10 protein-coding genes and 2 tRNA genes are annotated in these 14204 nt (G+C 67.1%); 10 read left to right on the plus strand and 2 right to left on the minus strand.

Annotated features, from left to right (window positions below):
- Window positions 1–60 precede the first annotated feature (60 nt).
- A complete protein-coding gene (locus N5C25_RS15315) occupies window positions 61–1173 on the plus strand; it encodes a homoserine O-acetyltransferase (protein WP_279937231.1) in 1113 nt (370 codons plus the stop codon).
- Entirely contained in the window at window positions 1173–1517 is a 345-nt protein-coding gene (locus N5C25_RS15320) for a DUF1294 domain-containing protein (RefSeq protein WP_021204644.1), read from the plus strand. The genes N5C25_RS15315 and N5C25_RS15320 overlap by 1 nt, the downstream gene beginning before the upstream one ends.
- A gap of 85 nt (window positions 1518–1602) precedes the next feature.
- On the opposite strand, the gene cydC is transcribed toward N5C25_RS15320, so the two are convergent.
- A complete protein-coding gene (cydC, locus tag N5C25_RS15325) occupies window positions 1603–3276 on the minus strand; it encodes a thiol reductant ABC exporter subunit CydC (protein ID WP_279937232.1) in 1674 nt (557 codons plus the stop codon).
- Window positions 3273–5018, minus strand: coding sequence for a thiol reductant ABC exporter subunit CydD (gene cydD / locus N5C25_RS15330; RefSeq protein ID WP_279937233.1), 1746 nt, complete (start codon window positions 5016–5018; stop codon window positions 3273–3275). Before cydD ends, cydC begins: the two co-directional genes overlap by 4 nt.
- Before the next feature lie 228 nt (window positions 5019–5246).
- Between cydD and N5C25_RS15335 the strand changes: the two genes are divergently transcribed.
- The 8 genes from N5C25_RS15335 to pgaB all read left to right on the plus strand — a co-directional run bounded on the left by N5C25_RS15335 (window position 5247) and on the right by pgaB (window position 14203).
- On the plus strand, window positions 5247–6836 hold the full coding sequence (locus tag N5C25_RS15335) for a cytochrome ubiquinol oxidase subunit I (RefSeq protein ID WP_279937234.1): 1590 nt from the start codon (window positions 5247–5249) through the stop codon (window positions 6834–6836).
- Between the two features lie 15 nt (window positions 6837–6851).
- Window positions 6852–8003, plus strand: a complete 1152-nt coding sequence (gene cydB / locus N5C25_RS15340; RefSeq protein WP_005410353.1) for a cytochrome d ubiquinol oxidase subunit II — start codon at window positions 6852–6854, stop codon at window positions 8001–8003.
- A 58-nt stretch (window positions 8004–8061) separates the two neighbouring features.
- A complete protein-coding gene (cydX, locus tag N5C25_RS15345; RefSeq protein ID WP_005410354.1) occupies window positions 8062–8178 on the plus strand; it encodes a cytochrome bd-I oxidase subunit CydX in 117 nt (38 codons plus the stop codon).
- 55 nt (window positions 8179–8233) lie between these two features.
- Window positions 8234–8310, plus strand: a tRNA-Pro gene (locus N5C25_RS15350).
- Between the two features lie 140 nt (window positions 8311–8450).
- A tRNA-Pro gene (locus N5C25_RS15355) sits at window positions 8451–8527 on the plus strand.
- A gap of 222 nt (window positions 8528–8749) precedes the next feature.
- Window positions 8750–9955, plus strand: a complete 1206-nt coding sequence (locus N5C25_RS15360; RefSeq protein WP_279937235.1) for an MFS transporter — start codon at window positions 8750–8752, stop codon at window positions 9953–9955.
- A gap of 332 nt (window positions 9956–10287) precedes the next feature.
- On the plus strand, window positions 10288–12315 hold the full coding sequence (pgaA, locus tag N5C25_RS15365) for a poly-beta-1,6 N-acetyl-D-glucosamine export porin PgaA (RefSeq protein ID WP_049451681.1): 2028 nt from the start codon (window positions 10288–10290) through the stop codon (window positions 12313–12315).
- Between the two features lies 1 nt (window position 12316).
- Window positions 12317–14203, plus strand: a complete 1887-nt coding sequence (pgaB, locus tag N5C25_RS15370) for a poly-beta-1,6-N-acetyl-D-glucosamine N-deacetylase PgaB (protein ID WP_279937236.1) — start codon at window positions 12317–12319, stop codon at window positions 14201–14203.
- The last annotated feature ends 1 nt before the right edge of the window (window position 14204 follow it).

Genomic DNA, 14204 nt, shown 5'->3' on the forward strand with positions numbered 1-14204 from the left:
CATCACCGATGGAAACCAGCGTGTCGCCAGCTCCACAGGCCGCCCCGCTAGAATGCGTGCATGACCGAATTCATCCCGCCCGGCACCCGCTTCCACGCCCTGCCCTCGCCCTTCCCGTTCAAGCGCGGTGGCGCCCTGCATGGTGCACGGGTGGCCTACGAGACCTGGGGCACACTGGCGGCCGACGCCAGCAACGCAATCCTGATCGTGACCGGCCTTTCACCGGACGCGCATGCGGCGGCCAACGAGGCCAATCCGGCACCGGGCTGGTGGGAAGCGATGGTTGGCCCCGACAAACCCATCGATACCAACCGCTGGTTCGTGGTGTGCGTGAATTCGCTGGGCAGCTGCAAGGGCTCGACCGGTCCTGCCTCGCTCAACCCGGCCACGGGCCAACCGTATCGCCTGGACTTTCCCGAACTGTCCATCGAGGACGGCGCGCGCGCCGCCATTGAAGTCGTGCGTGCGCTGGGCATCGAGCAGCTGGCCTGCGTGGTCGGCAACTCGATGGGCGGCATGACCGCGTTGGCCGTGCTGATGCTGCACCCGGGCATTGCGCGCAGCCACATCAACATTTCCGGCAGCGCGCAGGCGCTGCCGTTCTCCATCGCGATCCGCTCGCTGCAGCGCGAAGCGATCCGCCTTGATCCATGCTGGAATGGCGGCCACTACGACGACGACGCGTATCCCGAGTCCGGCATGCGCATGGCCCGCAAGCTGGGCGTGATCACCTACCGTTCGGCACTGGAATGGGATGGCCGCTTTGGCCGCGTGCGGCTGGATTCGGACCAGACCGACGACGATCCGTTCGGCCTCGAATTCCAGGTGGAAAGTTATCTGGAAGGCCATGCACGACGCTTCGTGCGCTTCTTCGATCCCAACTGCTATCTGTACCTGAGCCGCTCGATGGACTGGTTCGACCTGGCCGAGTACGCCGACGGCGATGTGCTGGCCGGGCTGGCGAAGATCCGGGTGGAGAAGGCGCTGGCCATCGGCGCCAACACCGACATCCTGTTCCCGGTGCAGCAGCAGCAACAGGTCACCGATGGCCTGCGTGCCGGAGGCGCTGACGCCCATTTCATCGGATTGGAGTCACCGCAGGGTCACGACGCCTTCCTGGTCGACTTCGATCGTTTCGGCCCCGCCGTGCGCGGCTTCCTTGACGCGCTGTAGTGGCTTGGCAGCGCAACCTGGCGCTCGCCGCGTTCGGTGCGTTGATCGCACTGATGGTCAGCGGTGTGCTGCCGCTGTGGCTGGGTGGCTGGTGCATGCTGGCCAGCGCGGTGTCGTTCGCGCTGTACGGCCAGGACAAGCGCGCGGCGCAGCGAAAGCAGTGGCGCATTCCCGAACGCACCCTGCAGCTGCTGGCCTTTGCCGGTGGCTGGCCGGGCGCGTTGCTGGGCCAGGCGCTGTTCCGCCACAAGCACCGCAAGGCGGCATTCCAGTGGGTGTTCTGGTTGTGCGTGCTGGCCAACGTGGCCTCGATCGCGGTGATGCTGCGCGAGTTCTCGCGGTAACCCTCGCAATCGGTAGTGCCGGCCGCTGGCCGGCATCCTCGGACGCTCCAATTGCCGGCCAGCGGCCGGCACTACCGGACCATCGTCACGCTTCGCGGACCAACACCCTGTCGCGCAATCTGTACTGCGTATCGACCACGCCTTGAGGCAGATCATCGTGGGTGATCATCAGCAGGCTGCGCCCGTCCAGCAACCCGGAAAGGTCCTGCAACAGCGCGCGTGCGGTATCCACGTCGAGGCCTTCGGTCGGTTCGTCCAGCAGCAGGATCGGCGCATTGCGCAGCAGCGCGCGCGCCAGTGCCAACCGCCGCGCCTGGCCGGCGGACATCGTCGCGCCGTTCTCGCCCACCCAGGCCTGCAGGCCGCCGTTGCGCTCGGCCCATTCGCCCAGACGCACGCGGCGCAGCACCGCCCACAACGCGGCGTCGCTGGCATCGGGATCACCAAGGCGCAGGTTCTCGGCCACGCTGCCGGCAAACACCGGCGCGTTCTGCGGCAGCCACGCCAGTTGCCGGTGCCAGTCAGCCTGGGCGAAATCACGCAGATCGCGGCCACCGTAGGTCAGCCGTCCCTGCTGCGGATCCCACAGCCGCAGCAGCAGGCTGGACAGCGTGGTCTTGCCGCTGCCGCTGTCGCCGCGAATCGCGATGCGCTCGCCCGGCGCCAGGGTCAGATGCAGGCCGGACAGCACCGGCCGCGCCGCACCGGGCCACTGGAAATGCACGTCATCCCACTGTACGCGCGCGGCCTGCGGTACCGGCTGCGGCGCCTGCGGATCGTCCACCGTCGGCGGTTGCTCGACGATGGCCTGCAACCGATCGGCGGCAATGCGCCCGGACTGCAGCGACTGCCAGGCCAGGCCCATGCCGGCCCACAGCTCGATCAACGCCACGGTCAGGAACACCAGGCCCGCGGCCATCTCCGGCGCGATGCGCTGCTGTTCGGCCGCATGCAGGGCCAATGCCAGCATCGCCACCAGCCCCAGCCCGGCGACCAGACCGTGCAGCGTCGAGGCCGCGATCAGGCGCCAGCGGCGGCGGCGATCACGCGAGGCCAGCTGCTTGGCCGCCACCCGTACCTTGAGCTGCCAGGCCGCATCGGCGTGCAGCGCGGCCAGGTCACCCGCACCTTCCAGCCCTTCGAATGCAGCGGTACGCAATGCGGCACGATGCGCGGCACGGTCGGCCTCCTCGTCGTCATGGCCACGCACGCCCAGCCACGGCACGCCGAAGGCGATCAGCAGCGCCAGCACCGCCATCAGCACCGCAGCCGACGGCAGGATCAGTGCCGCCGAAACGATCGCGACCAGCGACAATCCGCCCAACGCCACCAGCGGCCCGAGCGCACGCACCAGCAGGCCGTCCACTTCACCGATATCGCCGAGCAGGCGCGCCAGAAGGTCGCCGGTGCGCGTAGCCCCCAACCGTGCGGGTGCCAACGGCAACGCGCGGCGGAAGAACCACACGCGCAGGTCGCGGGCGATGCGCAGCGTGGCGTCGTGGCCGACCAGCTTCTCGAAATAGCGCGACACGATGCGCGCCATCGTCAGCCCGCGTATGCCCGCGGACGGTGAAAAGAAGTTGAAGCCTTGGCCGAGGCCGGCCGCGCCCGCCAACGCGGCGGCGGTGAGGAAGCCACCGGACAGACCTAGCAATGCGGTGCCGGCCAGCATGGTGGTCCACAGCAGCAGCACGGTCAGCAGCAGGCGCGGCCGATGGCGCAGGAACACCGCGCGCAGCGAACCAGGCGAACGGCTCATGCGCGCACCGCCTGTGCCGGCTCGACCAGGCGGCCTTCCGGCAACAGCAGGCAACGGTCGGCCCAGGCGATCACCGCCGGGCTGTGGGTGGCGACCACCACGCTGCGGCCACGTGCATAGGCGGCCAGGCTGCGCAAAAGCGCCGCTTCGGTATCGGCATCGAGGAACGCGGTGGGTTCGTCCAGCAGCAGCACCTGCGGATCGCGCAGCAACAACCGGGCCAGGCCGATACGACGGGCTTCGCCGCCGGACAGGCCGAAGCCACGTTCGCCGATCACCGTGTCCAGGCCCAGTGGCAGGCGCTGTGCGAACTGCAGCACCTGCGCGGCCTCGGCCACCGCACGAAGACGGGCATCGCTGGCACCCGGATCGGCCAGGCGCAGGTTGTCGGCAATGCTGCCGTGGAACAGGTAGGGGCGCTGGCTGGCATAGGCCACCTGCACACCGGGACGCAGCTGCAGCTTGCCGGCGCGCGGCGGCAGCCAGCCGGCCAGCGCTTCCAGCAGGGTGCTTTTACCGGAGCCGCTGGGACCAACCAGGGCCAGGCGCTGGCCCGGCTCCAGCCGCAGGTCCAGATCCTGCAGCACATCCTGCGGCGCGCCCAGCGGGCGCAGCACCAGCCCTTGTGCGTGCAGCGGCGGCAAGGCGGCCTCGGCCGGCTCCACCGCCAGCGGTGCAACCTCGTTCTCGATCAGGCCCTGCTCATCGGGCAGCGACTGCAGCAGGCGCTCCACTTCGGCGGCGGCGGCCAGTGCATTGGCGCGATCATGGTAATGCGCGGCCAGCCGTCGCAGCGGCGCATAGAATTCCGGTGCCAGCAGCAGGCAGAACAGCCCCGCACCCAGCGTCGGCACCGCTGCATGCAGCGACATCATGCCCAGATAGCTCAGGCCCAGGTACAGCGCCACCATCGCCACGCTCACCGAGGCGAAGAATTCCAGCACCGTGGACGAGAGGAAAGCGATGCGCAGAACCTTCAGGGTGCGCACGCGCACGCCTTCGGCAGCCGCCTCGATCCCCTCCAGCTCAGCTTCGCCGCGGCCATACAGGCGTAGCAGGCCCAGGCCCTTGATCCGGTCGGCGAAATGGCCGCTCATGCGTGCCAGCTCACCCAGCTGCGCACGGCCGGCCGCTTCGGCGCCCCAGCCCACCAGCATCATGAAAAATGGCACCAGCGGCGCAGTGAACAGCAGGATCAGCGCCACCACCCAGTCGACCCAGGCGACAGCGGCCAGGATCAGCAGCGGCACCACCACCACTTCAGTGCGCACCGGCAGGAAGCCGCTGTAATAGCTCTCGATCGCATCACCGTGATGCAGCATCAGTTCGCCCAGTTCGCCGGTGCGGCGCTGCCGCAGCCACAGTGGGCCGTGGCCCAGCAGGCGTGCGAACACGCGTTCGCGCAATGCCAGGCGTGCGGCGTCGGCCACGTCACCGGCAGCCGCCTGGGTGGCGCTGCCCAGTAGCGTGCGCAGCACCAGGATCACCGCCAGCCCACCCAGCGCTGGCAGTCCCGAGGCCAGCGGCACGCGCTCCACCAGCACCTGCTGCACCAGCCAGGCGATGGCGGCAGCCTGGCCGATCAACAGCGCGCCGGACAGGCTGATGCACAGCGCGGCCAAGCGCTGGCGGCCCCGGGCGGAGCGTGCCAGGTCGGCCAGCCAGGCCGTGCGCACATGCCGCTGGCGGGCGGTTTCAGCTTCCGGGGACAGGCCGTCAGGGGTCGTTTCGGCAGCGCTCAAGAGGTCTTCACGGGCAACGGGGGAGACACGGCATTGTAGGCGCAGGCAATAGCCCGCCCCTGCGGCCGGCGGTCGCAGTCTTCATCAGGTTGGCATACGATCAACCGGGGCACCTGTTCATACATTGATCTGGATCAAGGCTGTTTGAAGTAGTCGGTCACATCATTCACGTCGTAGACCACCCTTCCCGCCACCTGCAACGGCACTATCCAACGAGGTAGCCAGGCCATGATTGATCAGACAGTCGTAGAACTGTCGCGGCTGCAATTCGCGCTGACCGCGATGTACCACTTCCTATTCGTACCGCTCACCCTCGGCCTGTCCTTCATGGTGGCCATCATGGAGAGCGTGTACGTGATGACCGGCAAGGAGATCTGGCGCAGGATGACCCTGTTCTGGGGCGTCCTGTTCGGCATCAACTTCGCCATGGGCGTCGCCACCGGCATCGTCATGGAATTCCAGTTCGGCATGAACTGGTCCTACTACAGCCACTACGTGGGTGACATCTTCGGTGCGCCGCTGGCCATCGAAGGCCTGATGGCCTTCTTCCTGGAAGCCACCTTCGTCGGCCTGTTCTTCTTCGGCTGGAACCGCCTGAGCAAGGTCAAGCACCTGATGGTGACCTGGCTGATGGCGCTGGGCACCAACCTGTCGGCGATCTGGATCCTGGTCGCCAACGGCTGGATGCAGAACCCGACCGGTGCGGTGTTCAACCCGGAAACCATGCGCATGGAAGTGGTCGACTTCATGGCGGTGGTGTTCAACCCGGTGGCGCAGGCCAAGTTCGTGCACACCGTCAGCGCCGGTTATGTGACCGGTGCGGTGTTCGTGATGGCGATCAGCGCCCTGTTCCTGCTGCGCAACAAGCACAAGGACTTGGCCCGACGTTCGTTCGCGGTGGCCGCGGCGTTCGGCCTGCTGTCCTCGCTGTCGGTGGTCGTGCTGGGTGACGAGAGTGGCTACGCCGCCAGCGAACACCAGAAGATGAAGCTGGCCGCGATCGAAGCGATGTGGGAGACCGAGCGTGCGCCGGCCGACTTCACCGCCTTCGGCATCCCGAACCAGGACACCCACCAGAACGACTACGCGGTGAAGATCCCCTACCTGATGGGCCTGATCGCCACCCGTTCGTTGAACCAGCCGATTCCGGGCATCCTGGAACTGGTCGAGCGCGCCGAACACCGCGTGCGTGGCGGCCAGCTCGCCTACGGCGCGCTGGAACGCCTGCGTGCGAACAAGAACGACGTGGAAGCGCGCGAGATGTTCGACCGCCACTGGCAGGACCTGGGCCACGGCCTGCTGCTCAAGCGCTATCGCGATGACATCCTCAACGCCACCCCGCAGGAGATCTCGCAGGCGGCGATGGACACGGTGCCGCGCGTGATGCCGTTGTTCTGGACCTTCCGCGTGATGGCCGGCCTGGGCTTCTACCTGATCGCCTTCTTCGCACTGGCCTTCTACTACTCCTGCCGCAACAATTTCCAGGACAAGCGCTGGTTCCTCAAGCTGGCCCTGTGGACGCTGCCGGCACCGTGGATCGCGATCGAGTGCGGCTGGTTCGTGGCCGAGTATGGTCGCCAGCCGTGGGCGGTCGATGGCGTGCTGCCGACCTTCTATGCAGCATCGGGGCTGGCCCTGCATGAAATCGTGCTGACCCTGGCCGGCTTCACTGCCATCTACACCGCGCTGATCGTGGTCGAGATCAAGCTGATGCTCAAGGCGATCCGCAAGGGTCCGGACGAGGTGCTGCCGTCACTGCAGTCGCCCCAGCCGCATGCTTCCCACAATGCCTCGGCGCCGGCCGCCGGCCAGGCCTGAGGCAGGAGAACCAAGATGGATTTCATTCTTCTGGACTACACCACGCTGCGCGTGATCTGGTGGCTGCTGCTCGGCATCCTGCTGATCGGTTTCGCCGTGATGGATGGTTTCGACCTGGGCGTGGGCACCCTGCTGCCCTTCGTCGCCCGCAACGACGCTGAGCGCCGGCTGGTGATCAATACCATCGGTCCGGTATGGGAAGGCAACCAGGTGTGGCTGATCCTGGGCGGCGGCGCGATCTTCGCCGCATGGCCGCCGCTCTACGCGGTCAGCTTCTCCGGGTTCTACCTGGCGATGTTCGTGATCCTGTTCGCGCTGATCCTGCGACCGGTCGGCTTCAAGTTCCGCAGCAAGATGCCCAGCGAGCGCTGGCGCAACACCTGGGACTGGGCGCTGTTCATCGGTGGCTTCATCCCGGCGCTGATCATGGGCGTGGCGGTGGGCAACGTGGTGCTGGGCGTGCCGTTCCACTTCGATGACAGCATGCGCATCTTCTACACCGGCTCGTTCTTCGGCCTGCTGATGCCCTTCGCGCTGCTGGCCGGCCTGCTCAGCGTGTCGATGCTGGTCGCCCACGGTGCCGCCATGCTGGTGCTGAAGACCGACGGCCCGGTGGCCGAACGTGCGGCCCGTTTCGGCAGCATCGCCGCGATCATCGCCTTCGTGCTGTTCGCGGTGGGCGGTGCCTGGGTGGCCTTCGGCCTGCCGGGTTACCAGATCACCTCGCAGGTGGTCACCGACGGCGCCACCAATCCGCTGCTGAAGACCGCCGAACTCGGCGCCGCCGGTGGCTGGATGCGCAACTACAGCGCCATGCCGGCCACGATCCTGGCGCCGCTGCTGGGCCTGGCCGGACTGCTGGCCAGTGCGGTACTGCTGCGGGCCCGTCGCGGCGGCTTGGCCTTCATCGCCTCCGGGGCCGCCATCGCCGGCATCATCCTGACCGTCGGCTTTGCGATCTTCCCGTTCCTGCTGCCGTCCTCGAGCCAGCCCACCTCCAGCCTGACCGTGTGGGACGCCTCGTCCAGCCACCTGACCCTGTGGATCATGCTGCTGGCCACGGCGGTGTTCCTGCCGATCATCCTCGCCTACACCACCTGGGTGTACCGCGTGCTGAAGGGCAAGACCACCACCGAAGAGATGGGCAACAACCCGAACGCGTATTGATTGCTTGCACGTGTGCCGACCAACGGTCGGCACCTACCCGGAATGAAGGAGACTGATCATGTGGTATTTCGCCTGGATTCTCGGTGCCGGCCTCGCCTCGACGGTGGCCATCCTCAACGGCATGTGGTTCGAAGCCCGCGAGCAGAACCGCATCGAGAAGGAAAATCGTCGCTGAGCTGTAAAAAAGCCTTGCCGCCTTGGCCTTCACACGGTATCTTAGGCGGCTCCTTCGGGGTGTAGCTCAGTCTGGTAGAGCGCTACGTTCGGGACGTAGAGGTCGCAGGTTCGAATCCTGTCTCCCCGACCACTTCGGTGGTCGCATTGAAGCCTGGTGAAGTCGTCCAGGCTTTTTTGTTCCCTGAAGTGGCACTGCTTCGGCAGTGTGAAGAAAACAGCATTCACCCCTTGCCGCCATCGGGGTGAATCGCTAGAATAGGCGGCTCCCTTCGGGGTGTAGCTCAGTCTGGTAGAGCGCTACGTTCGGGACGTAGAGGTCGCAGGTTCGAATCCTGTCTCCCCGACCACTTCGGTGGTCACCAAGAAGCCTGGAAGACATCACTGTCCTCCGGGTTTTTTTGTATCAGGCACCTGGCCGCCCGCATGACGGGACCTTGCCGGAGCCCGCACGTACAATGGCCGCGCTGCCGGCCCGCCAGCAGCCCCCACCTCCACCTGCCGCTTCGGCGTAGACCGATGCCGGCGCTGCATGCCATTTCCGCGGCATGCGACACCTGCAAGGACCACCGATGAGTTCCTCCACTTCCGATTCGCCGTCGCTGCTGCACGGTCGTGTCCTCGCGTTTGCCGCGATCCTGCTGGCAGCGGTCAACCTGCGCACGGCGGTCACCTCGATCACCCCGCTGCTCGACGTACTCGGCCAGCAGTTCGGCTTCGGCACCACCATGACCGGCGTGCTGGGCATGCTGCCGACCGCCTCGTTCGCGCTGTTCGGTGTGGCCACGCCGGCGCTGGCGCGGCGCCTGGGCCTGGAGCGCACCACGCTGCTGGCGATGGTGATGGCGATGGCCGGCCTGCTGCTGCGCTCCAGCGCCGGCAACGTCGGCACGCTGCTGCTCGGTTCGGTGCTGGCACTGGCCGGCATGGGCATCGGCAACGTGGTGGTGCCGCCGCTGGTAAAGCGCAACTTCGCCAACAAGGTCGGCACCATGAGCACGCTCTACATCAGCGTGCTGCAGCTGGGCACCATGCTGCCCGCATTGCTCGCGGTACCGATGGCCAACGCCGCTGGCTGGCGCGTGTCGCTGGGCATGTGGGCACTGCTGGCACTGGCTGCCGCACTGCCGTGGCTGGTTCTGGCCAGGCGCGCACCGAAGCCGCAGGCAGATGCCACCGACCCGGCCGCACAGCCGCATGGGAAAGTCTGGCGCACCTCACTGGGCTGGAGCATGACGCTGATGTTCGGCATGACTTCGCTGATGACCTATTCGATGTTCACCTGGCTGCCACGCATCGTGGTCGAGGCCGGCGGCACACCGGCCTTTGGTGGCGTGATGGTGGCGGTGTTCTCGGCGCTCGGGCTGCTGCCGTCGCTGGTCATTCCATCCATGGCAGTTCGCATGCAGAACCCGTTCCCGCTGGTGCTGATCGGCTTCTTCTCGTTCGTGATCGCCTTCACCGGCCTGCTGCTGGCACCGATGAAGGCCCCCCTGCTGTGGGCGTGCCTGCTCGGCGTCGGTCCATCCACCTTCCCGCTGGCGCTGACCCTGATCAACCTGCGCACGCGCACCCCCACCGGCTCGGCGGCACTGTCCGGCTTCATGCAGGGCGTGGGTTACAGCTTCAGCTGTCTGGGGCCGTTCCTGGTCGGCTGGCTGCATACGGTCAGCAACGGCTGGACGCTCCCGTTCAGCTTCCTGTTCGGCTGCGCCACCCTGATGCTGTGCGCCTCCTGGGTGGCCTGCAAGCCGCGCAAGCTGGAAGACCTCTGGTAAGCCGCAACCGGCCCTACCTACCGCTCGTCAGCCCGTCTGCGCATTTTGACACCGGGCTGACAATTCCGGGCGGATAGTGCCCACGAATGCCCATCCTTGCCGCGTGCCGGCATCGGGCATGGGGGCGGCAGCGCCGCCCAGGCCGCCATTCGGTGTGCGGGGGACTCTCGTTTCAGACAAGACATTGCAGGTCGCTGTCCGGGTTTGTATCCGTCCTTGCTGGACGGGAATGCACGAAGGGAGTGACGCGGGCCACGGCCACGCCAAAAGCTGGCATGTGATGTGCGTCACATTTCTCAGGTTGTCTGGTTCGGAAGCCAAGGGGGTCCCCAATGGTTGTCCACCGCCGGCTGGCGCTCTGCGTCGGCCTTGCCTGTACCGCCCTGGCCTGGGCCAGCAGCGCTGCCCCGCCTGACCGCGAGGCGGCCCTGGCCGAGATCGGCCGCTACCGCGACCAGGCCCGCTGGCTGGATGCCCTCGGCGCGATCGAGCGCGCCAGCCAAGAGCAACCCAACGACGACCTGCTGTTCAAGCTGCGCGTACTGACCCTGGGCGACATCGGCAACGCCTGGCGCGCCTGGGAGCTGTACCAGCAGCGCCCGCAACTGTTCGACGCTGCACAGAAGCAACGCATCGAAGGCGACTACCTGGCCAAGCTTGTGGTCTGGAGCCTGGCCTACAGCAGCAGCGAAGACAGCCGCCTGGAAGAAGCCGAATCGACCCTGGCGCGCATGCAGCGCTACCTGGGCAGCGAGGGCACCCCGCCCGCGCAGGCGCCGCTTCGCGTCCGCATGGACCGGCTGATCCTGCTCAACCGGCTGGGCCGCCATGCGCAGGTGCGCGAGGAAGCCCGCGCACTGCAGGCCGAAGGCCATGCCCTGCCCGACTATGTGCTGCCTGCGGTCGGCGATTCGCTGATGGGCACCCTGCATCCGGAAGAAGCCATACCGGTGCTGCAGGCGGCAGTGGCCGGCGACCCGACACGCGATGCCTCGCATTCGGAACTGGCCTATGCCTACCTTGAGAGCGAGCAGCAGGAAAAGGCGATCGACCTGCTGCAGGCCTGGCGTGACAAGGAGCCGGCGTGGCGCTGGAGCAACGGCAAGTCACCGTACGCGAACTGGTCACGTTACGAGGCCGACCTGAATCTGGCGATGGTACGCGCCTACAGCGGCGACCTGCGCACCGCACAGCACGACCTGGAATCGATGGTCGACATCGCACCGGGCAACGGCGGCCTGCAGAGCGCGCTGGGCAGCGTGTACATGATGCGCGGATGGCCACGCATGGCACTGCAGCGCCAGCAGATGGCACATGCGCTGGACCCTCGCGACATCGAACCGCGGCTGGGCATGGAGGAGGCCTACGTCGCCCTGCAGCGCGATGACCTGGCAAGGCCACTGCACGACGATCTTGTCGCACGCTACCCGACCCAACCCGCCGTCGAACGCATGGACCAGGCCTGGCGGGCGCATCGCGGTTGGCAGCTGAAGGCATGGACCGACATTGGTCGCAGCTCCGGCGGTGGCGGCACCTCGCCGCTGGGCAACAACGACCGTCACTACGGCATCGAAGTGCAGACACCGGTGCTCGACGACCGCTGGCGGTTGTTCGCCTTCGCCGACAGGCGCTCGGTCGACTTCCAGGACCAGCGCATCGACCCGCTGTGGCTGGGCGCGGGCGTACGCTACCGCTTTGGCCAGCTGGATGCGGAAGCGGCGGTACTGCGCGCCAACGACCACATTGGCGATACCGGCCTGCGCATCGGCGTGGGTTGGCAGTTCAACGATTACTGGCATGCCGGGCTGGTGGCCGCACGCAATGACCCGGAAGCCTCGATGCAGGCGCGCGTGGCGGGCATCAGCGCTGACAGCGTGAGCGCGCAGGTCGACTACCGGCGCAGCGAGCTGACCCACTGGATGTTCGGCGCCAGCCGCTTCCGCTACGACGACGGCAACCACCGCGAGCTGTTCAGCACCAGCATCGAACAGCGCCTGCTGACCCGCCCGCGCTGGTTGATCGACGGCCTGGCCAGTGCCTACACCAGCCGGGGCAGCCGCGACGACGCGCCCTACTTCAACCCGAAGCGCGACCGCATGGTCGAGATCGGGCTGCGCATCGACCAGCAGCTGTGGCGGCACTACGAGCGCCACTTCCGGCACCGCCTGACGGTCTCGCTGGGTGACTACTGGCAGGACGGCTTCGGCAGCGCTCTGGTCCCTTCGGTGTCCTACATGCACGAATGGCAGCTGGGCCAGGGCCGCGTGTTCGAGTACGGCGTGCGCTGGTCGCGGCCGGTCTACGACGGCCACCGCGAGCGTCATATCGGCTTCGAAGCCGCACTGCGCTGGGGAGAGTGACATGGCCCGCATCCTGCGACTGATCGTGCTCCTGCTGCTGGCCGCCACGCCGCCGGCGTTCGCGCAGCAGGCCCTGCATCTCGATGCCACTGACAACGGCCTGCTGATCCTCAGCTACCACGACATCCGCGACCGGGTCGCGGCCAAGGGCGACGCCGATACCTACGCGGTGAGCACGCAGAACTTCGCTGCGCACCTGGATTGGCTGGGGGCACACGGCTACCACCCGGTGTCGCTGTCGCAGGTGATCGACGCCTCCCAGGGACGCGCCACGCTGCCACCGAAACCGGTACTGCTGACCTTCGATGATGGCCTGCGCAGCGTCTACGACAAGGCGTTCCCGCTGCTGCAGGCGTACCGCTACCCGGCGCTGGTGGCAGTGATCACCGATTACGTGGACATGGCGCCCGGGCGCACGATCGACTATGGCTACCGGCCGTTCGGCCACGATGACTTCGTTACCTGGGCGCAGCTGAAGCAGATGCACGACAGCGGCCTGATCGAAGTGGCCAGCCATACCGACGACCTGCACCACGGAGTGCTTGCCAATCCGCAGGGCAATTCGACGCCAGCGGTGGTCACCCGCATCTACCGGCCGGCCACGCGCAGCTACGAGAGCGAGGCGCAGTACGAGCAGCGCCTGCGCGCCGATCTCGGCCGCAGCGTGCAGCGCATCCAGCAGCATCTGGGCGTGCGCCCGCGCGCCATTGTCTGGCCGTACGCGGCCTACAACCAGTTGAGCAACGACATCGCCGAACAGCTGGGCATGCCGGTGTCCTTAGATCTGGAAGGCCGCAGCACGCCAGTGGCCAGCGACCTGCATGGGCTGGCGCGCTTCCTGGTCAGCGACAACCCGACCGTGGAGGGCCTGGCCTACGAGCTGCGGCGCGACGTTGCGCTCGACGGCATCCGCGCGTTGCAGGTCGACCTGGATGATGTGTACGACCCGGACCCGGCGCAGCAGGGGCGCAACCTCGATGCGCTGATCGAGCGGGTCAAGCGCATCTCGCCCACCCACGTCTACCTGCAGGCGTTCGCCGATCCGGACGGCAACAACACCGCCGATGCACTGTACTTCCCCAACCGGCACATGCCGATGCGCGCGGACCTGTTCAGCCGGGTCGCCTGGCAGCTGAAGTCGCGCGCGGGGGTGAAGGTTTACGCATGGCTGCCGGTGCTCGGCTTCGAGCTGCCCGAACCCGTGCAGCGCGAGGCACTGGCGATCCACAACGGTGATGCCGACGGCATGTACCGGCTGGACTTCACCAATCCGAAGGCACGCCAGATCATGCTCGACATCTACGAGGATCTGGCCGTCAATTCGTATTTCGAAGGCCTGCTCTTCCATGATGATGGCTACCTGCGCGACACCGAGCTGCCCACCTTGTCGGCCGGTACGGACGGCAGCGCACGCACACAGGCGCTGATCGACTTCACCCTGGCCCTGCGCGACAGTGCGCAGCGTTGGCGGCCGAAGCTGGCCACGGTGCGCAACCTGTACGCGGAGCCGGTGCTGCGTCCGCAGAGCGAGGCCTGGTTCGCGCAGCGCCTGGAGCTGTTCAACAAGGCCTACGACCAGACCGCACTGATGGCGATGCCGTGGATGGAAGGCAGCAGGCATCCGGAACGCTGGCTCGACCAGCTGCTGGCCGCGGTGCGCGCGCACGATCCCCAGTTGCAGCACACCCTGTTCGAACTGCAGACCGTCGATTGGCGCAGCGGGCAACCGATTCCCGCCGAGCGGCTGCGCGCGCAGATCCGCCAGCTGCAGGCGCAGGGCGTGCACCACTTCGCCTGGTACCCGGATGACTTCATCGCCGGCCAGCCTTCCACCCATGATGCCCGCGCGGCGATGTCCGCCGGCAACTTCCCGTACCCGGAGAAGTGAC

The organism is Stenotrophomonas sp. GD03958 (assembly GCF_029839005.1).
GTDB lineage: Bacteria > Pseudomonadota > Gammaproteobacteria > Xanthomonadales > Xanthomonadaceae > Stenotrophomonas > Stenotrophomonas hibiscicola.